Genomic DNA, 19892 nt, shown 5'->3' with positions numbered 1-19892 from the left:
GGACCCGGCACATCCCCGCCGAGGCCCGATTCGACCGGGGTTCGAGCGCTTCAGGCCGGTCGACGCGGCCCACCCGGACCGACGAGCCCTTCGGGAGGCCGCAGCCGAGTGGTTCCCCCGCACGTGCCCGCCCCGCGACCGGTGAACGGCCACGGGGCGGGCGGCGGAACCGGGACCGGGCCCGGAGCTCAGGCGAGCAGCTCGTCCAGCTGCTCGTACCCCTCGACCACCCCGGTCTCCATGCCGCTGGCCATCGCCGCGTCCCGGACCTCGGTCGTCTCGAACACGCTGAGCACGTCGAGCCGCGTCCGCCCACCCCCGAGGTCGGTGAACGTCACCGTCTCCAGGGACACGCCGTCCGGGAACCCCTCGAAGGTGAACGTCTGCACGATCCGCTCGTTCGGCCGCACCTCGTGGAACGACCCGTAGAACCGGTACTGCTCGTCACCGCGCACGTGCGTGTACCGGTAGCCCCCACCGGTCGTCGCGTCCCACCGGTCCACCAGCATGGTCAGCGAGCGCGGGCCCAGCCACTTCGCCACCAGCTCGGGCTCGACGTGCGCCCGGAACACCGCGTCGACCGGCGCGTCGAACTCGCGCGTGATGCGGATCGTGGGCAGGGCCGGGTCGGCGCTGATCGTGGTCTCGGGGTGCGTGGTCGTGCTCATGATGCTTCTCCTTCTGCTCGGGTCTGCTCGGGCGCCTGCGCCATCTCGGCGAGCACGGCGTCCAGTCGCTGGTAGCGCTGCTCGGCTTCCTGCCGGTAGCGCTCGATCCACTTCGTCATCAGGTCGAACACCTCCGCCTCGAGGTGGACGGGCCGTCGTTGCGCCTGCTTGCGGCGGCTGACGAGCCCGGCGTCCTCGAGCACCTTGAGGTGCTTCGACACGGCCTGCACGGTCACGGAGTACGGCTCGGCCAACTCGTTGACGGTCGCGTCGGCCACCGCCAGCCGCGCCACCATGTCGCGCCGGATCGGGTCGGCCAGGGCCGAGAACACCCGCGACAACTGGTCGTCCACCACCATCTCCTTACTCAACCTTTCGGTTGAACACACAGTACGAAGCCCCGCCCTCCATGTCAACCAGGAAGTTGAACACGCAGGTCAGAGGCACACCAACGACCACGCTTCAGCCTGTTGAACACCTCACACCGCGCCCACCCGCGGCGTGCGCAGAACTACTCCCAGTCGAAGCACCGCCGGAGGTGTGACGGGCCTAACCTCAAGTGATGCCCAAGCACCCATAACACCGGCCGATGACCTGACCGATTCTGTGAGAGAACACTCGGTGCGCTGCCCCTCCTGTGTGTGAACTGCACCAGACGGGGGACTAGCCTGACCATGAGTGAGTCATTACCAAGAGCGAGATGGATAGAGGCGAGCGCCAGCCGTGTCCAGCAGCAGTCCTGCTTCTCAGTTCGGCCCCAATGAGTGGCTGGTCGAGGAGATGTACGAGCAGTTCCTCGCCGATCCGTCGTCCGTGGACCCGGCCTGGCACGACTTCTTCGCCGACTACAAGTCGACGCAGCGGTCGGGCAACGGGGCGGCGACGACAGCGGAGAACGGCACCACGACCGCCACCAAGACCGCTCCGGCCCAGTCCGCGCCGACCGCCACACCCGCGACCCAGCAGGCCGCGCAGGGCCGGCAGTCGCAGCAGACGCCGACGCAGCAGCCGAAGAGCCAGGCCGCCGCGACGAGCCGACCGGCCCAGAAGCCCGCGGCCAAGCCCGCACCCGCCCAGGCCGCCAAGGCCGCGCCGGTGCAGCCGGCCCAGGGCGAGGAGCAGAAGCAGCTGCGCGGCGCCGCCGCCGCCATCGCGAAGAACATGGAGCTCTCGCTCACCGTTCCGACCGCGACGAGCGTGCGCGCCGTGCCCGCCAAGCTGCTGGCCGACAACCGCATCGTGATCAACAACCACCTCAAGCGCACCCGCGGTGGGAAGGTCTCCTTCACCCACCTCATCGGGTACGCGGTGGTGCGGGCGCTCAAGGCGTACCCGAACATGAACCGGCACTTCGCCGAGGTCGACGGCAAGCCGTTCGTGGTCACGCCCGAGCACGTGAACTTCGGCCTGGCGATCGACCTGCCCGGCAAGGACGGCTCCCGCTCGCTGGTCGTGGCCTCGATCAAGGGCTGCGAGAACATGACGTTCACGCAGTTCTGGCAGGCCTACGAGGACCTGATCCGCAAGGCGCGGACCGGCTCGCTGACCGCCGAGGACTTCTCCGGCACCACCATCTCGCTGACCAACCCGGGCACGATCGGCACCAACCACTCGGTGCCGCGCCTGACCGCGGGCCAGGGCGCGATCATCGGCGTCGGCGCGATGGAGTACCCGGCGCACTTCCAGGGCACCAGCGAGCAGGCCCTGACCGACATGGGCGTCAGCAAGATCATCACGCTGACCTCCACCTACGACCACCGCATCATCCAGGGCGCGGAGTCGGGCGAGTTCCTCAAGCGGATCCACCAGCTCCTCCTCGGCGAGGACGGCTTCTACGACGACGTGTTCACGTCGCTGCGGCTGCCGTACGAGCCGATCCGCTGGGTCGCCGACATCCCCGAGGGCGCGGTCGACAAGACCGCCCGCGTCATCGAGCTGATCGACGCGTTCCGCACCCGCGGCCACCTGATGGCCGACACGGACCCGCTGAACTACCGCCAGCGCAGCCACCAGGACCTCGACGTCCTGTCGCACGGCCTGACCCTGTGGGACCTGGACCGGGAGTTCCCGGTCGGCGGGTTCGCGGGCCAGGAGCGGATGAGGTTGCGCGACATCCTGGGCGTGCTGCGCAACTCGTACTGCCGCACGGTCGGCGTCGAGTACATGCACATCCTCGACCCGGAGGAGCGCCTCTGGATCCAGGAGCGCGTCGAGGTGCCGCACGAGAAGCCGCCGGCCACCGTGCAGAAGTACATCCTGTCGAAGCTCAACGCCGCCGAGGCGTTCGAGACCTTCCTGCAGACGAAGTACGTCGGCCAGAAGCGGTTCTCGCTCGAAGGCGGCGAGACGGTCATCCCGCTGCTGGACGCGGTGCTGGACAAGGCCGCCGAGCACGAGATCGACGAGGTCGTCATCGGCATGCCGCACCGCGGCCGGCTGAACGTGCTGGCGAACATCGTCGGCAAGCCGATCTCGCAGATCTTCCGCGAGTTCGAGGGCAACCTCGACCCCGGCCAGGCGCACGGCTCCGGTGACGTGAAGTACCACCTGGGCGCGGAGGGCAAGTACTTCCGGATGTTCGGCGACGGCGAGACGAAGGTGTCGCTGACCGCGAACCCGTCGCACCTGGAAGCCGTCGACCCGGTGCTCGAGGGCATCGTCCGGGCCAAGCAGGACATGCTGGACAAGGGCGGCGAGGGCTTCACCGTGCTGCCGGTCGCGCTGCACGGCGACGCCGCGTTCGCGGGCCAGGGCGTGGTCGCCGAGACGTTGAACCTGGCGCTGGTGCGCGGCTACCGCACCGGCGGCACGGTGCACGTCGTGGTGAACAACCAGGTCGGCTTCACCACCGCGCCCGAGCACTCGCGCTCGTCGAAGTACTCGACCGACGTGGCGAAGATGATCGGCGCGCCGGTGTTCCACGTCAACGGCGACGACCCGGAGGCGTGCTACTGGGTCGCCAAGCTCGCGGTGGACTACCGGCAGGCGTTCAACAAGGACGTCGTGATCGACATGGTCTGCTACCGCCGCCGCGGCCACAACGAGGGTGACGACCCCTCGATGACGCAGCCGGCGATGTACGACGTGATCGACACCAAGCGCTCGGTGCGCAAGACCTACACCGAGGCCCTGATCGGTCGCGGCGACATCTCCGTCGAAGAGGCCGAGAAGGCGCTGCAGGACTTCTCCTCGCAGCTGGAGCACGTGTTCAACGAGGTCCGGGAGCTGGAGAAGCACCCGATCAAGACCTCGCCGTCGATCGAGGAGGAGCAGCAGGTCCCGACCAAGCTGCCCACCGGGGTCGACCGGTCGGTGATCGAGAAGATCGCCGACGCGCACGTGAACCTGCCCGAGGGCTTCACCCCGCACCCGCGGGTGAAGCCGGTGCTGGAGCGGCGCAGCAAGATGGCCCGCGAGGGCGGCATCGACTGGGCGTTCGCCGAGCTGCTGGCGTTCGGGTCGCTGGTGCTGGAGGGCCGCACGGTCCGCCTGGCGGGCCAGGACTCGCGGCGCGGCACGTTCGTGCAGCGGCACGCCACGCTGGTGGACCGCAAGCGGTCCGAGGAGTACACCCCGCTGCAGAACCTGGCCGAGAACCAGGGCAAGTTCATGGTGTACGACTCGGTGCTGTCGGAGTTCGCGGCGCTGGGCTTCGAGTACGGCTACTCCGTGGCCAACCCGGACGCGCTGGTGCTGTGGGAGGCGCAGTTCGGCGACTTCGTCAACGGCGCGCAGCCGATCATCGACGAGTTCATCTCGTCCGGTGAGGCGAAGTGGGGCCAGGTGTCCGACGTCGTGCTGCTGCTGCCGCACGGCCACGAGGGCCAGGGCCCGGACCACACGTCCGGCCGGATCGAGCGGTTCCTCCAGCTGTGCGCGGAGGGCTCGATGACGATCGCGGTGCCGTCGACGCCGGCGAACTACTTCCACCTGCTGCGGCGGCACGCGCTGGACGGCGTGAACCGGCCGCTGGTGGTGTTCACCCCGAAGTCGATGCTGCGCCTGAAGGCCGCGACCAGCCCGGTCGAGGCGTTCGTGGAGGACAAGTTCCAGTCGGTGATCGACGACCCGAGCGGCGTCGAGCCGAGCGCGGTGCGCAAGGTCCTGCTGTGCAGCGGCAAGATCTACTACGAGCTGCTGGCCGAGCAGGAGAAGCGGGGCGTGAAGGACGTCGCGGTCGTGCGGGTCGAGCAGCTGTACCCGGTGCCGGCGCGCAAGCTGACCGAGGCGCTGGACCGCTACCCGAACGCCACCGAGGTCCGCTGGGTCCAGGAGGAGCCGGCGAACCAGGGCGCGTGGCCGTTCTTCGGGTTGGCGCTGCCGGAGCTGCTGCCGGAGCGGTTCGCGGTCAAGCGCGTGTCGCGCCGCCCGATGGCCGCGCCGTCGGCGGGCTCGTCCAAGGTGCACGAGGTCGAGCAGCGCGAGCTGATCGCGAAGGCGTTCGAGTAGGGATCTGATCGTTCGCGCCGAGCCGTCGAGACTCCCGGGTCTCGGCGGCTCGGCCGTTCTCGTTGGAGGAGATCGTGTACTTCACCGACCGTGGGATCGAGGAGCTGGAGTCCCGGCGGGGCGAGGAGGAGGTGACGTTCGCGTGGCTGGCGGACAAGCTGCGCGCGTTCGTCGACCTGAACCCCGACTTCGAGACGGCCGTCGAGCGCCTGGCCACCTACCTGGCACGGGACGACGAGGACTTCGAGGACTGACCCCGGGCCGAGAACCAGGTCCGGTCGGGGGTGAGCCAGGTGTCGCGCACGAGCCCGGCGGCGTCGAGCGCGGCGTCCAGGTCGTCTCCGGACAGGCGGCGGGCCGTGAACGGGTGGGACCAGGTGCGGTCGTCGGCGCGGTAGTCGACGGTCGCGCTGAGCAGGTCGCCGTCACGCCGGACGTCCCGCAACGAGCTGTGCACCGGACCGATGGTCCCACCCTGCCCGTCGGCCGCCGTGTCGAACCAGGACGGCGGGTGCCACTGGACGACGAGGCGGCCGTCGTCGCGCAGGTGGCGTGCCGCCGAGGCGAGCAACGCGTGCCGCTCATCGTCGGACGGCGTGTTGACCAGGTGGGCGGCCAACAGCACACCACCGAACCGCCGCCCCAACCACAGGTCCCCGATCCGCCCCCGAACCGCCTCCACCCCGTTCAGGTGGGCCAACATCTCGGCCGACTCGTCCACCCCGACCACGGGGTGCCCGAGCTCCACGAGCCGGTGCGCCACCCTCCCGGTCCCACACCCGAGATCGAGCACGTCCGCCCCGTCCGGCAACACACCGTGCACCACCTCTGCCTCGCCCAGGGGCGGCAGGAGCGCATAGACCTCGACAGGGCTGCCGTCCGGGGCAGTGGTCACGGCTCGCCTCCTTCGGTCAACCAAGTCGCAGGGCGGCGGTCGACTCGATCAGGCCTGAGCGCTCCAACTGACCCAGCACGTCATCGATCGTTTCAGGCGGGTTGACCCGCTCGTCGACGATCTGCTGGACACAGGAGTAGACGACCCGGTCGTTGATGCCGATCAGGTCGAGCACGAAGTCGTCCGGGCTCTTGGCCTCGACGTCCCACTGCCCGAGGTAGTCGGGTGGGAAGTCGGACAGGTTGGCGGTCACGATCACCTGCGCGCCGACTTTGATGGCCGCGGCGAGCACGTGCCGGTCATCCGGGTCCGGCAGGGCCAAGCCGTCGATGAGGGGCTCGTACCCCTCCACGAGGCAGTCGGCCACGGAACCGTTGATCAGTTCACGCAGCCGACGTCGCTTGTCCTCCGGGATTCCCCGCTTCTCCGCGAGGCTCCGATCGACCTCATCGAGTATCCGCTCGGTCCACTTCGCCTGCACCAATCGCGCACGCGCCACCCTGATGAGCAGGTTGCGCAGGGTGTTGCCGTACAAGGCACAGGCGTCGTACACCACGACGAAGGCCATTCAGTCCGTTCCCAACTCCTGGTCCAGCCGCGTCAACTCGTCCACCACCTGCTTGCGGGCGAGGTCGTCGCGACGCATGTAGTCCATCAGCGCGTCGAACCGGACGCGCCGGTGCCTGCCCACGAGCCGGTACTCGATCTCACCGCGTTCGAGCAGTCCGATCAGGTACGGACGGGAGACGTTCAGCAACTCCGCCGCCTGTTGGGTGGTCAACTCGGCGTTGACCGGCATGATTTGGACGCCTTGGCCGTTCGCCATGGCGGCGAGGATGTGGGCGAACAGCTCGACCGCCTGCCGCGGCACGACCAGCGCCTCGCCGGGGCCACCTTCCACGAGGATTTCCAGCTCGTCGGACCGTGCTCCGGCGGATGCGAGGTAGTCCTTCACTCGACGCAGGGCGCGAGCCGCAACCTCGGCGTCGACCACGCCGGGCGCCACCTTGGCCCCTTCCGCTTTCGTCGCCATGCACATCACCTCTATCCGAAGTATCCGCAACAGACGAAGCGGACGCAATAGAGATGTGCTCGATTCCGCCGGATGGGTGGGGCCGTGGGCGAATCACCCACGGCCCGTCGACCGACCTACCAGGCGTACGCCTCCGGCGCGGGGTGGGAGCCGTTCGGGCCGGGGGCCGGGAAGAGGTCGTCCAGCTTGGCCAGGACGTCGGCGTCCAGGGCGATCTCGGTGGAGCGCAGGGAGCCGTCCAGCTGCTCGACGGTGCGCGGTCCGATGATCGGTGCCGTCACGCCCTCCTGGTGCAGCAGCCACGCCACGCCGACGTGCGCCGGGTCCTCGCCCAGGTCCGCCGCCAGCTTCTCGTAGGCCTCGATCGCGTCCCCGTGCTTCTCCAGCGCCTGGAGGCTGCGGCCGGACGTGCCGCGGGAGCCGCCGCCTTCCCGCTGCTTGCGCAGCACGCCGCCCAGGACGCCGCCGCCCAGCGGCGACCACGGGATCACGCCGAGGCCGTAGTGCCGGGCCGCGGGCAGGACTTCCAGCTCCGCGAACCGGTTGACCAGGTTGTAGATCGACTGCTCGCTGACCAGCCCGAGGAAGTGCCGCGACCGCGCCGCCTCCTGCGCCTGCGCGATGTGCCACCCGGCGAAGTTGGACGACCCGAAGTAGATCACCTTCCCCTGCTGCCGCAGCACGGAGAACGCTTCCCAGATCTCGTCCCACGGGGTGTCGCGGTCCACGTGGTGCATCTGGAGCAGGTCGATGTGATCGGTCTGCAACCGCCGCAGCGACGCGTCCGCGGCCCGCCGGATGTGCAGGGCGGACAGCCGCTTCTCGTTCGGCCAGTCCCCCATGTCGCCGTACAGCTTGGTGGCGATCACGGTCCGGTCCCGCCGCCCGCCGCCCTGGGCGAACCACCGGCCGATGATGTTCTCGGTGATGCCCTCACCGCGCTGCCACCCGTAGACGTCGGCGGTGTCGAAGAAGTTGATGCCGTGCTCGTGCGCCCGGTCCATGATCGTGTGGCTGTCGGCCTCGGACGTCTCCGGGCCGAAGTTCATCGTGCCGAGGCACAGGCGGGACACGGACAGGCCGGAACGGCCGAGCTGGGTGTACTCCATGGGGCCAGCCTGCCCGAAGCAGATCGCCACGACCACCCGGCGGTCGGCGCGTACCGGCAAAAGGCGCATTCCACCGCGAACCGCTCCGCGACGACGGTGACCCGTGCTTGTATGCGGCGGTACCCGCTCGCGCGGGTGGCGAGGGCTGGGGGGCCTGCATGGGGGGAACGGAGTCCGACCGCGTCGTGCCACAGGACGGCATCGTCATGCCGCACGCCGTGCTGCTGCTGCTCGCCGCGATCGCCGCCGCCGTCGTCGCCCAGGGCGGCTACTACCTGCCCGGACGCCTCTTCTCCGGCGCGCTCGCCGCAGCCGCCCTCGTCCTGGCCCTGCGCGACCGCCCCTCGCGTCCCGGTCCGCTCCCGGTGGCCTGCGCCGGGCTCGCCGCGTGGGCGGTCCTGCGCGCGCTGCTGAACGGCCAGGTCATCGACGCCCTGCCGACGGTCGCGGCCGTCGGTTGCCTGGCCGCGGCGGCGTTCGCGGCCGGTCGGGCCGATGCCCGGCAGCGGGAGCTGTGCGCGTCGGCGCTCGTCGGCGTGGGCGTGCTGGTCGCGCTGTCCGGCTGGGCGGCCGTGGTGTGGCGGATCCCGTCGTGGTCCGTGATCGCCGATGGCCTCACGCGCGCCGCGTCGACGCTGACCTACCCGAACGCCGCCGCCGCGCTGCTCGCCGCGTCGGCGGTGCTGGCGCTCGCCCTGCACACCGCCCACCCGCACTCGGTGGTGTCGGCCTGCTCGGCGTACGCGCTGGTCGTCGGGGTCGGCGCGACGTTGAGCCGCGCCGGTCTGCTCGCGCTGCTGGCCGGACTGGTGGCGCTGGCGGTGTTCAACGGCGTCCGGACCACGCTGCGGCACACCGGTCCACCCGCGCTGGGCGCGTTGATCGCCCTGGCCGCGCTGGCGCCGTCGTTCCCGGTCGCCGAGCCGGCCAACGCGGGCCTCGCGGTGCTCGGGCTCGTCGCCGGGGCGGCCGTCACCGCCGGGCTGGACCGCGCCCGACCGACGCTCCGGCTGGTGGGCGTCACGGCCGGGTTCGTCGCCGCGGTGCTCGTGGCGCTCCTGGTCCTCGACCTGGACCGGCTGCTCGCGGGCAGGCTCTCGACCGGTTCGCCGGACCGCGGCGGAGCGACCGGGGCGGCACTGGACCTGGTGGCCGCGCGCCCGTGGACGGGTGTCGGACCGGGCAACGGGTGGTTCGCGTTCACCGGGCCCGACGGCGGGTCCCGCGTGATGCGGTACGTGCACGACGAGTACCTCCAGGTGCTGGTCGAACTGGGCGCGATCGGCCTCGGCCTGGTGGTGCTCGTGCTGGTGGCGCTGGCCGTCGTGGTGCGGCGCGGCCGCGCCGGGGCGCTGTGGGCGGGCTGCGCCGCCGCGCTGGTGGCGCTGCTCGTGCACAGCGGCTTCGACTTCCTGTGGCACCTGCCCGTGATCGTGCTGACGGCCGGCCTGCTCACCGGGCTGGCCTCCGCCGAACCCACCGCCCGCGCACCCGTGCGGGCGGCAACCCCAACCGCAGAGGAGAAACCGTGAGAATCCCCCGGATCCGGAACGCGCGCCCGGCCAAGGCCGCGGCCGTGCTGGCCGTCGTCGCGGGCGCGATCTTCGCGTCCGTGCTGCCGTCGAGCGCCGACGTGAGCGCGCAGTCCCCGTCGCAGACGGGCATCCGCGTCCAGTCACCCGCTGAACGACTGGCTCGCGGCGCGGCCCTGAGAGTCGAGCTGACGATCGTCTGCCCGGCGGGCTGGAGCAACTACGCCAACGTCCGCGTCACGCAGCGGGTCGGCCCCGGCATCGCGAGCGGCAGCGGGTACACCCCGATCACGTGCACGGGCGGGTTGCAGACCCTGACGGTGTCGGTGCACGCCGAGGAGCACCCGTTCCGGGTGGGCACGGCGTACGCGTCCGCCTACACCAGCACCGGTTCCGGCCAGGTCTCCGACGAGCGCGAGATCGCGATCGTCAGGTCGTGACGTGACGGTGGTGGGGCGCGCCGACCGGGTGCGCCCCACCACCGGTCCGGGCCAGGTAGGCCGTGGTCGAGGACTCCAGCGCGCGCACGCACGCGGCGATCACGGGGTGCTCGGCGGCACCTCGGCGGTAGGCGATGCGGGTGCGGCGGTGGACGTCCAGGGGGACGAGGCGGACGTCGGCCGGTGGGTGGGTCGCGCCGAGCTCCGGCACGAGCGCGACGCCCTGACCCGCGGCGACGAGGGCGAGCACGGCGGTGAAGTCGTCGGCGTGGTGCCGGACCCCGGCCGTGAAACCGGCCGCCTGGCAGACCCGCATCGCCACCGTGTGGCAGAGCGTGCCGGGTGTGCCGACGATCCAATCCGCGTCGCGGGTGCTCGCGATCGTCCCCTCCGGCCGTTCGGCGGGCACGGCGAGGAACACCTTCTCGTCCAGCAGCGGCACCGAGTCGACGCCGGGGTCGGGTTCGACGGGCGCGATGTCGTAGTCGTGCCAGAGCGCCACGTCCAGCCGCCCGTCCCGCAGCGCGTCCGGCATGTCGACCGGGTCCAGCTCGGTGACCATGAGGTCGAGGCCGGGGTGGTCGCGGCCCAGCGCGACCAGCGCGGCGGGCAGCAGGATCGGCACGGCGCTCGGGAACGCGCCGATCCGCACGGCGCCGGACAGGCCGGTGCGGGCGGCGGCGAGGGTGGCGGAGGCGGCTTCCAGGGCGGCCAGGATCGTCTCGGTGTGACCGACCAGCGCGGTGGCGGCGGGGGTGAGGGTGACGCTGCGGCCGGTGTGCTCGAGCAGCGGGACGCCCGCTTCCCGTTGCAGGGCGGCGAGCTGCTGGGACACCGCCGACGGCGTGTAGGCGTGGGCCTGGGCGACGGCCGCGATCGTGCCCAGGCGGGCCAGGTCGCGCAGGAGCCGGAGGCGGCGGACATCGAGCATCAGTTCAGCTTACGGTCGGGTTGAGGAACGCGAACTGGTCCTTCACGGTTCGGGCGGGCACCGTGGTGCCCATGACGCTCACCGGCCTGTACGTCCCCTTGATCACGCCGTTCGACCGGTCCGGGGCCGTGGCCCTCGACGCGCTGGAGGCGCTCGCCCAGCAGGCGTTGGACGACGGCGCGCGCGGCCTGGTGGCGTTGGGCACGACCGGCGAGCCGTCTTCGCTCAGCGCCGACGAGCAGCAGGCCGTGTTGGGCGTGGTGCGCCGGGTCTGCCGTGAGCGTCGCGCGCCGCTGGTCGTCGGTGCGAACACAGCTGCAAGCTTGCAGATGTTGTGCAGCCATGCAGAGGTGACCGCAGCGCTGACGGTGGTGCCGTCGTTCGTCCGGCCCGGCGAGGCGGGTGCGGTGGCCCACCTGACCCGGTTGGCGGCGGACAGCCCGGTGCCGTTGGTCGTCTACGACATCCCGTACCGCACGGGCCAGTACCTGTCCGCGGCGGCGTTGCGGCGACTGGCGGAGGTGCCGGGCATCGTCGGGCTGAAGTACGCGGCGGGCGGCATCAACGCCGACACGGTCGAGCTGTTCGCCGACCTGCCCGACCTGGCGATCCTCGGCGGGGACGACACGTTCATCTCGCCGCTGCTGGCGCTCGGCGCGCACGGCGGCATCCTGGCGTCGGCGCACATCGCGACCGGCGAGTTCGTCCGGTTGATCGACGCCTGGCACGCCGGTGACGTGGCCGCGGCACGTGACCTGGGTGGGCGGCTCGGCCGGGTGTCGGCGGCGCTGTTCGCCGAGCCGAACCCGACCGTGATCAAGGCCGTGCTGCACGCGCAGGGGCGCATCCCGACCCCGGACGTCCGCCTGCCGCTGCTGGCCGCTCACCCGGACAGCGCGTCGGCCGCCCTCACCGCTGTCGAAGGCCTGCTCGCCACACCGCGTGCGTGAGCGGGACACCCGGCCGGTACGCGAGGTGCGTGGTCGAGGGCGCGTCGAGGACGTGGACGTCGGCGCGGGCACCCGGTGACAGGTGGCCCACGTCGGTGCGCTGGAGCGCCTTCGCCCCGTTCAAGGTGGCGGCGGTGACGGCTTCCTCGACGGTCATGCGCATCTGGAGCACCGCGGTGGTGATGCAGTAAGCCATGGACGTGGTGTACGAGCTGCCCGGGTTGCAGTTGCCGGCCAACGCCACCGTCGCGCCCGCGTCCAGCAACTCCCGGGCGGGCGGCAGGGACTGGCGGGTCGACAGGTCGCACGCCGGCAGCAGGGTGGCGACGGTGGACGAGTGCGCCAACGCGTCGACGTCGGCGGCCGAGAGGTACGTGCAGTGGTCGACGCTGGCCGCGCCCAGCTCCACCGCCAGCCGCACGCCCGGACCTTCGCCGAGCTGATTGCCGTGCACCCGCAGGCCCAGACCCTTGGCCCGCGCCGCTTCCAGCACGGCCCTCGACTGGTCCGCGTCGAACGCGCCCCGCTCGCAGAACACGTCCGCCCACCGCACGTGCGGCGCGACCGCGTCCAGCATCTCGCCGATCACCAGCGCCACGTACTCGTCCGCGTCAGCGCCCGGCGGCACCAGATGTGCACCCAAGAAGGTGACCTCGTCGACGTCCGCCGCCGCGATCCGCGCCGATCGCACCTCGTCCGCGACGGTCAGCCCGTAGCCGGTCTTGGTCTCGACCGTGGTGGTCCCCTGCGCCACGGCTTCGGCGACGAGCCGCCGGAGGTTCGCCGTCAACTCCTGGTCCGACGCCGACCGCGTGGCGTCGACCGTGACCGCGATCCCGCCGGCCGCGTACGCCTGACCGGCCATGCGGGCTTCGAACTCGGCCGTCCGGTCGCCCGCGAAGACCAGGTGCGTGTGGCTGTCCACCCACCCGGGCAGGACCGCCCGTCCCGCCACGTCCACGCGCTTGTCGGCGGCCGGTGCGGCGGACGCGGGCCCGACCCACTCCACGCGGTCGGTGAAGACCAGCGCGGCGTCGGTGAGGCGACCCAGTTCCGGGTCGTTCGTGGTCAGCTCACCGATGTTGGTGACGAGTGTGCTGGTCACGAACGCACGAACCGCTGCCAAGCGGAGACCGGGAACGCCAGGACACCGGCCCGAGGGTTCTTCGAGTCCCGAACACCCGCCACCGGGCCGGCGAACGCCACCTCGACGCAGTTGTCCTGCCCGCCGGCGCCGCTGCGACTGCCCTTCCGCCACACCGCGTCGGTGAAGTTACCGGTAGACAAGGGATGGCTCCTCATTCGTACTCGGCGATGATCTGCTCGATCAAGGCAACCGAGTCCCCCGGACCGAGCGCTCGTTCAAGCAGGTGGTCGAAGAGCAGCTTAGCCCGCCGCACCTCGCCGGGTTCCTCGATGTGGATGGACCCTATGCCGTATCCCACGTAGAGCATGGTCCGGTCCTCGGGGTCGGGGAAATCCAGCAAGGCGAAGGCACCACCTTGCCCACCGTGCGCGCCGATGGTCCTCGGCAGGACGTGCAGGGTGACTGTGCTCAACTCGGCCATCATGACGAGGTGCTCCAGCTGGTCGCGCATGACCCCCGCACCGCCGATCGTCTGCCGGAGGGCGGACTCGTCGATCAGAGCGAGCAGGTCCAGCGGCTGCGTGTCGTCGGTCAGGCGGCGCTGGCGGATCAACCGGACCTGGGCTTCAGTGCCTTGCTCGACCCGGTTCAAGGTGCCTGACTCGAAAATCGCCTTCATGTACGGCTGGGTTTGCAGCAGACCGGGTATGTAGATCAGCGCTAGCTCGCGGACCTCCCTCGCCTCGGTTTCCAGGTCGACGTAGCCCATGGCGCGCATGCCGAACTTCATCCACCACTCCGGCTTCAGCGCGTCGCGGACGTCATCGACGAGGTTCGGGTCGTACTGGTCGTAGACGTCCATCATCGAGCGCGCCAGGTGGACGTCGAGCCGTGTCTCGCCCGCCTCCAGCCGGTAGAGGCTATTGCGGTGCTTGTCCAGCGCGATGGCGGCGTCCTCGATGGTCATGCCCGCCGCCTCGCGCATCCGGCGCAAGCGGCGGGCCAACTTCCTGCGGCGAAAGGTCGGGCGTGCAGACATGCGGCCATGATGGTGTCCGGGACTGACAACCCTGGGATTCCCATCACTCGATCAGTCGATCGCCTCGACCAAGAGCCTTGACACGTCACCTAGCTGCTCGTGCACGCCATCGCGGGCTACGACCCTCCCCCCTACTACTACGGCAGCGACGTCCGAAGCGGTGGCAGACATGATCAACTGCTCCGGGGCGGTGCCGGCGGTGCGGATGGAGTTCACCCGAACGGCTACCAGGTCGGCCGGGGCACCGGCCTCGATCCGGCCGGCCTCGGGCCAGCCGATGGCGGCGTGGTTCGTCAGTGCCGCGACGAGGTCCGCCGGTGCGAAACGGCCGCGTTCACCCGTGCGCAGGCGTTCGTTGTGCTCCAACGCCCGCGCCTCCGCCAACGGATCGATGACCGCGTGCTGGTCGCTGCCCAGCGACAACGGCGACCCGGCGTCGGCCAGCTCCCGGGCGGGACCGATGCCGTCCGCCAGATCGGCCTCGGTCGTGGGGCAGAAGCACACGCCGGTGCGCGTCGAGCCGAGCAGGCTGATGTCCCTTGTGGACAAGTGCGTCCCGTGCACGGCGGTCGTGCGCGGCGTGAGGGCACCGGCCTCGGCCAGCAGCTCGGTCGGCGTCAAGCCGTACGCCTGGAGGCACGCTTCGTTCTCAGCCGGTTGCTCCGACAGGTGTACGTGCAGCGGCCGATCGGGGAACGCGCCCGCTACCAGCGACAATGTTTCACGTGGCACAGCGCGGACCGAGTGGATCGCCGCACCGATCTTGGTGTTGTCGTCACCGCGCAGCTCAGCGACCCGGTCGAGCCACCGGTCCCCGGTCCCGTCGGAGAACCGCTCCTGCACACCGCGCACCGGCTGCCCGATCCCACCCGCCAGGTAGCAAGCGTCCAACAGGGTGAGCCTGATCCCGGCGTCGCGCGCGGCCTGCCGCAGCGCCTCCGCCATCTCGTTCCCGCCGTGGTGCAGGTAGTGGAACTCCCCCACCGCCGTCACGCCGGCCACGGCCATCTCCGCGTACACCGCCCGGGCCAGCTTCAGGTACGACTCCGGCGTCAACCGCTCCGCCACCGCGTACATCCGGTCCCGCCACGTCCAGAACGTGCCGCCGTCACCGTGCGTGCGCCCGCGCAACGCCCGGTGGAACGCGTGCGAGTGCGCGTTGGCGAAGCCCGGGAACACCAAGCCGTACAACCGTTCCACGCCGAGCGGAATGGTGTCCACACCGGACACCGACGCGATGCGCCCACCGTCCACGCGCACCAGCACCCGCGACGCGATCCCGTCCGGCAACCACGCCCGCTCGCACCAGAAGCTCTTCATCGCGCCAGGTGCTCCAACGTCGTCGCCAACGCCACCACGCCCGCCGCGCAGTCGTCCGCCTCGGCGAACTCCTCCGGCGCGTGGCTGATCCCGGTCGGGTTGCGCACGAACAACATCGCCGTCGGCACGTGCGACGACAGGATCCCCGCGTCGTGGCCGGCCCCGGTGGGCAACGCGGGCGTGTCACCGCCGAGGGCGTCCCGGATGCGTGCCATGAGACCGGGGTCGAAGTGCACGGTCCCGCCCCAGCTCTCCTCGGTCACGCGCACCTCGCAGCCCTCGTCCGCCGCCGCCGAACGCGCCGCGTCGGTGATCTCCGCGACCACCTCGCGGGTGCGCGGCTCGTCGTCGGCCCGCGCGTCCAGCCACACGTCGACCGACGACGCGATCACGTTGGTGCCGCCGGGGTTCGGCACGATCCGCCCGACCGTGGCCCGCGCGCCCGACGTCGCCGCACGACGAGCGGCCAGCACCAGGGCGGCGGCGGGCAGCATCGGGTCGCGCCGGTCCTCGATCAGCGTCGCGCCGGCGTGGTTGCCCTCGCCCGTGAACGTGTACCGCCACCGGCCGTGCGCCAGGATCGATCCGGCCAGCCCCACCGGCACGTCCAGCCCGCGCCCCTGCTCGACGTGCAGCTCCACGAACGCCCCGACGGACGCCAGCGCCCGGTCGTCACGCCCCATCCGCAACGGGTCGAACCCGGCCGCGTGGGCGGCCTCGCCGAACGTGACGCCGTCCGCGTCCACCAGCCTGCACGCGGCTTCCGCCGTGATCGCGCCCGTCATCAGGCGCGACCCGAGGCACGCGACGCCGAAGCGCCCGCCCTCCTCCTCCACGAACACGACGATCGCCAACGGCTTCGACGGCGTGAACCCGCGGGCCCGCAGCAGGTCGACGGCCTGCAACGCCGACACGACGCCCAGCGGCCCGTCGAACGCCCCGCCGCCGGGCACCGAGTCGAGGTGGCTGCCGGTGATCACCGCGTCCGGTCCGGGTTCGCCCCACCAGGCCCAGAGGTTGCCGTTGCGGTCGGGCCGCACGTCCAGCCCGCGCCGCTCGGCCTCCGCCACGAACCACGCCCGCAGCTCCAGCTCGACGGGGTCGAAGCCGTGCCGCGAGTAGCCGCCGCGCCGCCCGTCACGTCCGACGTCGGCGATGTCCGCGAGGTCAGTCATCAGCGCTCATCGGGATCGGCACGTTCTTCTCCGCCGCGACGTCGACCGCGCGCTGGTAGCCGGCGTCCACGTGCCGGATCACGCCCATGGCCGGGTCGTTGGTCAGCACCCGCTCGATCTTCCGCGCGGCCAGCGGCGTGCCATCCGCGACGGTCACCTGACCGGCGTGGATGGACCGGCCGATGCCGACGCCGCCGCCGTGGTGCAGCGACACCCAGGTGGCCCCGGAAGCGGTGTTGACCAGGGCGTTGAGCAGCGGCCAGTCGGCGATCGCGTCCGAGCCGTCGGCCATCGCCTCGGTCTCCCGGTACGGCGAGGCGACCGAGCCGCAGTCCAGGTGGTCGCGGCCGATGACGATCGGCGCGGACAGCTCCCCCGAGGCCACCATCTCGTTGAACTTCAGCCCGGCGAGGTGGCGCTCGCCGTAGCCGAGCCAGCAGATCCGCGCGGGCAGGCCCTGGAACTCGACCCGTTCGCCCGCCATCCTGATCCAGCGGGCGAGCTGCTCGTTCTCCGGGAACAGCTCCAGGATCGCCCGGTCGGTCTTGGCGATGTCCGCCGGGTCACCGGACAGCGCGGCCCAGCGGAACGGGCCCTTGCCCTCGCAGAACAGCGGCCGGATGTAGGCGGGCACGAAGCCGGGGAAGTCGAACGCCCGCTCGCAGCCGCCCGCCTTGGCCTCGCCGCGGATCGAGTTGCCGTAGTCGAACACCTCCGCGCCGCGGTCCAGGAAGCCCACCATCGCCTCGACGTGGTCGGCCATCGACTCGCGGGCGCGGTCGGTGAACTCGTCGGGTTTCTTGGCCGCGTAGTCGGGCCAGTCCTCCACCGCCACGCCCTTCGGGCAGTACGCCAGCGGGTCGTGCGCGGAGGTCTGGTCGGTCACGATGTCCACCGGCACGTCCCGGCGCAGCAGCTCGGGCAGCACCTCGGCGGCGTTGCCGATCAGGCCGACCGACAGCGCCCGGCCCTCGGACTTGGCGGCCAGCACGCGGGCGATGGCGTCGTCGACGTCGTCGGCGATCTCGTCCAGGTAGCGGGTCTCCACGCGGCGGCGAGCGCGCTGCGGGTCGACCTCGATGCAGAGGGCCACACCCTCGTTCATGGTGACGGCGAGCGGCTGCGCACCACCCATGCCGCCGAGGCCCGCGGTGACGGTGAGCGTGCCGCGCAGCGTGCCGTTGAACCGCTTGTCGGCCACGGCGGCGAACGTCTCGTAGGTGCCCTGGAGGATGCCCTGGGTGCCGATGTAGATCCACGAACCGGCCGTCATCTGGCCGTACATGGTCAGGCCCTCGGCCTCCAGCCGGCGGAACTCGGGCCAGTTCGCCCAGTCCGGCACCAGGTTCGAGTTGGCGATGAGCACGCGCGGTGCCCACTCATGGGTGCGCATCACGCCGACCGGGCGGCCGGACTGCACCAGCAGGGTCTCGTCGTCGGCGAGGTTCGCCAGCTCGCGGCTGATGGCGTGGAAGCTCGGCCAGTCGCGCGCGGCCTTGCCGGTGCCGCCGTAGACCACCAGGTCCTCGGGGCGCTCGGCCACGTCGGGGTCGAGGTTGTTGTGGAACATCCGCAACGCGGCCTCGGTCGGCCAGCTGCGGGCGGTCAGCTCGGTTCCTCGGGCGGCGCGCACCATCAGAGTGCTCCCTTCCGGATCAGGTCTTCGGCGGCGGCGATCTCGGGCGCGAGGTGGCGGTCCGGGCCGGGACCCGGGACGTGCTCGCGCAGCTTCGCCACGGCCGCCGCGGTCGCGGGGGCGGGGTTGAGCGGTTTGCGCAGGTCGAGCGCGCGTGCGGCGGTCAGGAACTCGATCGCGAGGACCCGCCGCAGGCCGTCCACGGCCTGGCGGAGCTTGCGCGCGGCGGACCAGCCCATGGAGACGTGGTCCTCCTGCATCGCGCTGCTGGGGATCGAGTCGACCGACGCGGGCACGGCCAGCCGCTTGAGCTCGCTGACGATCGCGGCCTGCGTGTACTGGGCGATCATGTGGCCGGAGTCCACGCCCGGGTCGTGCGCCAGGAACGGCGGCAGGCCGTGCGACCGGTTCACGTCCAGCATCCGGTCGGTGCGGCGCTCGGCGATGCTCGCCACGTCCGCGGTCGGGATGGCCAGGAAGTCCAGCACGTAGGCGATCGGCGCGCCGTGGAAGTTGCCGTTGGACTCGACCCGGCCGTCGGCCAGCACCACCGGGTTGTCGATGGACGACGCGAGCTCGCGGTCGGCGACGGTCGCGGCGTGGGCGACGGTGTCCCGGGCCGCGCCGTGGACCTGCGGCGAGCAGCGCAACGAGTAGGCGTCCTGCACGCGCGTGCAGTCCGGGCCGCGGTGGCTGTCCATGATCTCGGAGCCGCGCAGGATCTCCGCCATGCGCCGCGCGGACCGCCCCTGGCCGGGGTGCGGGCGCAGCGCCTGGAGGTCGGCGGCGAACACGCGGTCCGTGCCGAGGAGGGCTTCCACGCTCATCGCGGCGGTCAGGTCGGCGACGTCGAGCAGGTAGCCCAGGTCCTCGATCGCCAGCACCAGCATGCCGAGCATGCCGTCCGTGCCGTTGATCAGCGCCAGGCCCTCCTTCTCGGCCAGGCGGACGGGCTCGATGCCCGCCGCGGCGAGGGCCGTCGCGGCCGAAACCAGGGTGCCGTCGGCGTCGCGGACGTCACCCTCGCCGGTGAGGGCCAGGGCGGCGGCGGACAGCGGCGCGAGGTCGCCGGAGCAGCCGAGCGAGCCGAACTCGTGCACGACCGGGGTGATGCCGGCGTTGAGCATCGCGGCCATCGCCTCGGCGGTCTTCAGCCGGACACCGGTGTGGCCGCTGGTCAGCGTCTTGAGGCGGAGCAGGACCAGGGCGCGCACGACCTCGCGCTCGACCTCGGGGCCGGAGCCCGCCGCGTGCGAGCGGACCAGGGACTGCTGGAGGGCGGCACGGCGGTCCGGCGGGATGTGCCGGACCGCCAGCGCGCCGAAGCCGGTGGACACGCCGTAGGTCGGCTGCTCGGCGGTGGCCAGGCGCTCGATGTACGCGCGGGCGGTGGTGACCGCCTCGCGGGCCGCCTCCGTGATCTCCACGCGCGCGTCGCCCCGGGCCACGGCGTGGACGTCCTCGCGGGTCAGGGGTTTCGGACCCAGCTGCACGGGTTGCTGCATGTGCCCATCTCAACCCGGTGGCGGCATCGGCACGACCCGACATCCGCCGATCGTGTCTGGTATCCGAGACGGTGCGGGTCGGCGTTATTCGGTCTCCACCCGTTCAGGTACGGCGGTAGCGTC

19 protein-coding genes are annotated in these 19892 nt (G+C 71.5%); 5 read left to right on the top strand and 14 right to left on the bottom strand.

The features are described from left to right. Nucleotides 1-188: 188 nt before the first annotated feature. On the bottom strand, nucleotides 189-668 hold the full coding sequence (locus tag FHX81_RS26175; protein ID WP_141980697.1) for an SRPBCC family protein: 480 nt from the start codon (nucleotides 666-668) through the stop codon (nucleotides 189-191). Continuing rightward, complete coding sequence (locus FHX81_RS26170) at nucleotides 665-1027, bottom strand: ArsR/SmtB family transcription factor (protein WP_211363851.1); 363 nt, start codon at nucleotides 1025-1027, stop codon at nucleotides 665-667. Before FHX81_RS26170 ends, FHX81_RS26175 begins: the two co-directional genes overlap by 4 nt. Before the next feature lie 364 nt (nucleotides 1028-1391). On the opposite strand from FHX81_RS26170, the gene FHX81_RS26165 reads away from it, so the two are divergent. Beyond that, entirely contained in the window at nucleotides 1392-5117 is a 3726-nt protein-coding gene (locus FHX81_RS26165) for a multifunctional oxoglutarate decarboxylase/oxoglutarate dehydrogenase thiamine pyrophosphate-binding subunit/dihydrolipoyllysine-residue succinyltransferase subunit (RefSeq protein ID WP_141980695.1), read from the top strand. 74 nt (nucleotides 5118-5191) lie between these two features. Next, a complete protein-coding gene (locus FHX81_RS26160; RefSeq protein ID WP_073891432.1) occupies nucleotides 5192-5371 on the top strand; it encodes a DUF6104 family protein in 180 nt (59 codons plus the stop codon). Here the strand turns inward: FHX81_RS26160 and FHX81_RS26155 are convergent. The 4 genes from FHX81_RS26155 to FHX81_RS26140 all read right to left on the bottom strand — a co-directional run bounded on the left by FHX81_RS26155 (nucleotide 5335) and on the right by FHX81_RS26140 (nucleotide 8154). Next, nucleotides 5335-6012 (bottom strand): class I SAM-dependent methyltransferase, encoded by a 678-nt coding sequence (locus tag FHX81_RS26155; protein WP_141980694.1) that lies wholly within the window; start codon nucleotides 6010-6012, stop codon nucleotides 5335-5337. The two genes, FHX81_RS26160 and FHX81_RS26155, sit on opposite strands and share 37 nt — an antisense overlap. A gap of 16 nt (nucleotides 6013-6028) precedes the next feature. Then, the gene (locus tag FHX81_RS26150) at nucleotides 6029-6568 is read right to left on the bottom strand and encodes a PIN domain-containing protein (protein WP_246107977.1); all 540 of its coding nucleotides are present in this window, start codon (nucleotides 6566-6568) and stop codon (nucleotides 6029-6031) included. 12 nt (nucleotides 6569-6580) lie between these two features. Beyond that, nucleotides 6581-7045 carry an excisionase family DNA-binding protein gene (locus tag FHX81_RS26145; protein WP_141980690.1) on the bottom strand — a complete coding sequence of 155 codons (465 nt, stop codon included), beginning with the start codon at nucleotides 7043-7045 and terminating at the stop codon, nucleotides 6581-6583. 116 nt (nucleotides 7046-7161) lie between these two features. After that, nucleotides 7162-8154 (bottom strand): aldo/keto reductase, encoded by a 993-nt coding sequence (locus tag FHX81_RS26140; protein ID WP_141980689.1) that lies wholly within the window; start codon nucleotides 8152-8154, stop codon nucleotides 7162-7164. A gap of 158 nt (nucleotides 8155-8312) precedes the next feature. Here FHX81_RS26140 and FHX81_RS26135 point away from each other — a divergent pair, with 158 nt between their 5' ends. After that, a complete protein-coding gene (locus tag FHX81_RS26135) occupies nucleotides 8313-9686 on the top strand; it encodes an O-antigen ligase family protein (protein ID WP_141980688.1) in 1374 nt (457 codons plus the stop codon). Beyond that, nucleotides 9683-10126 (top strand): hypothetical protein, encoded by a 444-nt coding sequence (locus FHX81_RS26130; protein ID WP_141980687.1) that lies wholly within the window; start codon nucleotides 9683-9685, stop codon nucleotides 10124-10126. Before FHX81_RS26135 ends, FHX81_RS26130 begins: the two co-directional genes overlap by 4 nt. Here FHX81_RS26130 and FHX81_RS26125 read toward each other — a convergent pair. After that, the gene (locus FHX81_RS26125) at nucleotides 10116-11057 is read right to left on the bottom strand and encodes a LysR family transcriptional regulator (RefSeq protein WP_141980685.1); all 942 of its coding nucleotides are present in this window, start codon (nucleotides 11055-11057) and stop codon (nucleotides 10116-10118) included. The two genes, FHX81_RS26130 and FHX81_RS26125, sit on opposite strands and share 11 nt — an antisense overlap. Nucleotides 11058-11128: 71 nt before the next feature. On the opposite strand from FHX81_RS26125, the gene FHX81_RS26120 reads away from it, so the two are divergent. Further along, nucleotides 11129-12007 carry a dihydrodipicolinate synthase family protein gene (locus FHX81_RS26120; protein ID WP_141980684.1) on the top strand — a complete coding sequence of 293 codons (879 nt, stop codon included), beginning with the start codon at nucleotides 11129-11131 and terminating at the stop codon, nucleotides 12005-12007. Here the strand turns inward: FHX81_RS26120 and hutI are convergent. The 7 genes from hutI to hutH are packed head-to-tail and all read right to left on the bottom strand — an operon-like array spanning nucleotide 11967 to nucleotide 19769. Then, nucleotides 11967-13112, bottom strand: coding sequence for an imidazolonepropionase (hutI, locus tag FHX81_RS26115; RefSeq protein WP_141980683.1), 1146 nt, complete (start codon nucleotides 13110-13112; stop codon nucleotides 11967-11969). The genes FHX81_RS26120 and hutI overlap by 41 nt on opposite strands. Continuing rightward, nucleotides 13109-13294: a DUF397 domain-containing protein gene (locus FHX81_RS26110; protein WP_246107976.1), complete on the bottom strand. Its 186-nt coding sequence runs from the start codon at nucleotides 13292-13294 to the stop codon at nucleotides 13109-13111. The genes hutI and FHX81_RS26110 overlap by 4 nt, the downstream gene beginning before the upstream one ends. A gap of 11 nt (nucleotides 13295-13305) precedes the next feature. After that, nucleotides 13306-14133, bottom strand: a complete 828-nt coding sequence (locus FHX81_RS26105) for a helix-turn-helix domain-containing protein (protein WP_141980679.1) — start codon at nucleotides 14131-14133, stop codon at nucleotides 13306-13308. 51 nt (nucleotides 14134-14184) lie between these two features. After that, complete coding sequence (locus FHX81_RS26100) at nucleotides 14185-15453, bottom strand: formimidoylglutamate deiminase (RefSeq protein ID WP_141980677.1); 1269 nt, start codon at nucleotides 15451-15453, stop codon at nucleotides 14185-14187. Beyond that, nucleotides 15450-16628: an allantoate amidohydrolase gene (locus tag FHX81_RS26095; RefSeq protein WP_141980676.1), complete on the bottom strand. Its 1179-nt coding sequence runs from the start codon at nucleotides 16626-16628 to the stop codon at nucleotides 15450-15452. The genes FHX81_RS26100 and FHX81_RS26095 overlap by 4 nt, the downstream gene beginning before the upstream one ends. Next, a complete protein-coding gene (hutU, locus tag FHX81_RS26090) occupies nucleotides 16621-18264 on the bottom strand; it encodes a urocanate hydratase (protein WP_141980675.1) in 1644 nt (547 codons plus the stop codon). The genes FHX81_RS26095 and hutU overlap by 8 nt, the downstream gene beginning before the upstream one ends. Further along, on the bottom strand, nucleotides 18264-19769 hold the full coding sequence (gene hutH / locus FHX81_RS26085; RefSeq protein WP_141980674.1) for a histidine ammonia-lyase: 1506 nt from the start codon (nucleotides 19767-19769) through the stop codon (nucleotides 18264-18266). The genes hutU and hutH overlap by 1 nt, the downstream gene beginning before the upstream one ends. Nucleotides 19770-19892: the final 123 nt, after the last annotated feature.

It is taken from the genome of Saccharothrix saharensis, from assembly GCF_006716745.1.
Classification (GTDB): Bacteria; Actinomycetota; Actinomycetes; order Mycobacteriales; family Pseudonocardiaceae; genus Actinosynnema; species Actinosynnema saharense.
This window is presented reverse-complemented; position numbering and strand designations above follow the sequence as displayed.

What these genes read in the sequence shown, in the direction of transcription:
- FHX81_RS26175 (WP_141980697.1), bottom strand. Translation starts at nt 668, where the DNA reads ATGAGCACGACCACGCACCCCGAGACCACGATCAGCGCCGACCCGGCC.
- FHX81_RS26170 (WP_211363851.1), bottom strand. Translation starts at nt 1,027, where the DNA reads ATGGTGGTGGACGACCAGTTGTCGCGGGTGTTCTCGGCCCTGGCCGAC.
- FHX81_RS26145 (WP_141980690.1), bottom strand. Translation starts at nt 7,045, where the DNA reads ATGGCGACGAAAGCGGAAGGGGCCAAGGTGGCGCCCGGCGTGGTCGAC.
- FHX81_RS26140 (WP_141980689.1), bottom strand. Translation starts at nt 8,154, where the DNA reads ATGGAGTACACCCAGCTCGGCCGTTCCGGCCTGTCCGTGTCCCGCCTG.
- FHX81_RS26135 (WP_141980688.1), top strand. Translation starts at nt 8,313, where the DNA reads ATGGGGGGAACGGAGTCCGACCGCGTCGTGCCACAGGACGGCATCGTC.
- FHX81_RS26125 (WP_141980685.1), bottom strand. Translation starts at nt 11,057, where the DNA reads ATGCTCGATGTCCGCCGCCTCCGGCTCCTGCGCGACCTGGCCCGCCTG.
- FHX81_RS26120 (WP_141980684.1), top strand. Translation starts at nt 11,129, where the DNA reads ATGACGCTCACCGGCCTGTACGTCCCCTTGATCACGCCGTTCGACCGG.
- FHX81_RS26105 (WP_141980679.1), bottom strand. Translation starts at nt 14,133, where the DNA reads ATGTCTGCACGCCCGACCTTTCGCCGCAGGAAGTTGGCCCGCCGCTTG.
- FHX81_RS26100 (WP_141980677.1), bottom strand. Translation starts at nt 15,453, where the DNA reads ATGAAGAGCTTCTGGTGCGAGCGGGCGTGGTTGCCGGACGGGATCGCG.
- FHX81_RS26095 (WP_141980676.1), bottom strand. Translation starts at nt 16,628, where the DNA reads ATGACTGACCTCGCGGACATCGCCGACGTCGGACGTGACGGGCGGCGC.
- hutU (WP_141980675.1), bottom strand. Translation starts at nt 18,264, where the DNA reads ATGGTGCGCGCCGCCCGAGGAACCGAGCTGACCGCCCGCAGCTGGCCG.
- hutH (WP_141980674.1), bottom strand. Translation starts at nt 19,769, where the DNA reads ATGCAGCAACCCGTGCAGCTGGGTCCGAAACCCCTGACCCGCGAGGAC.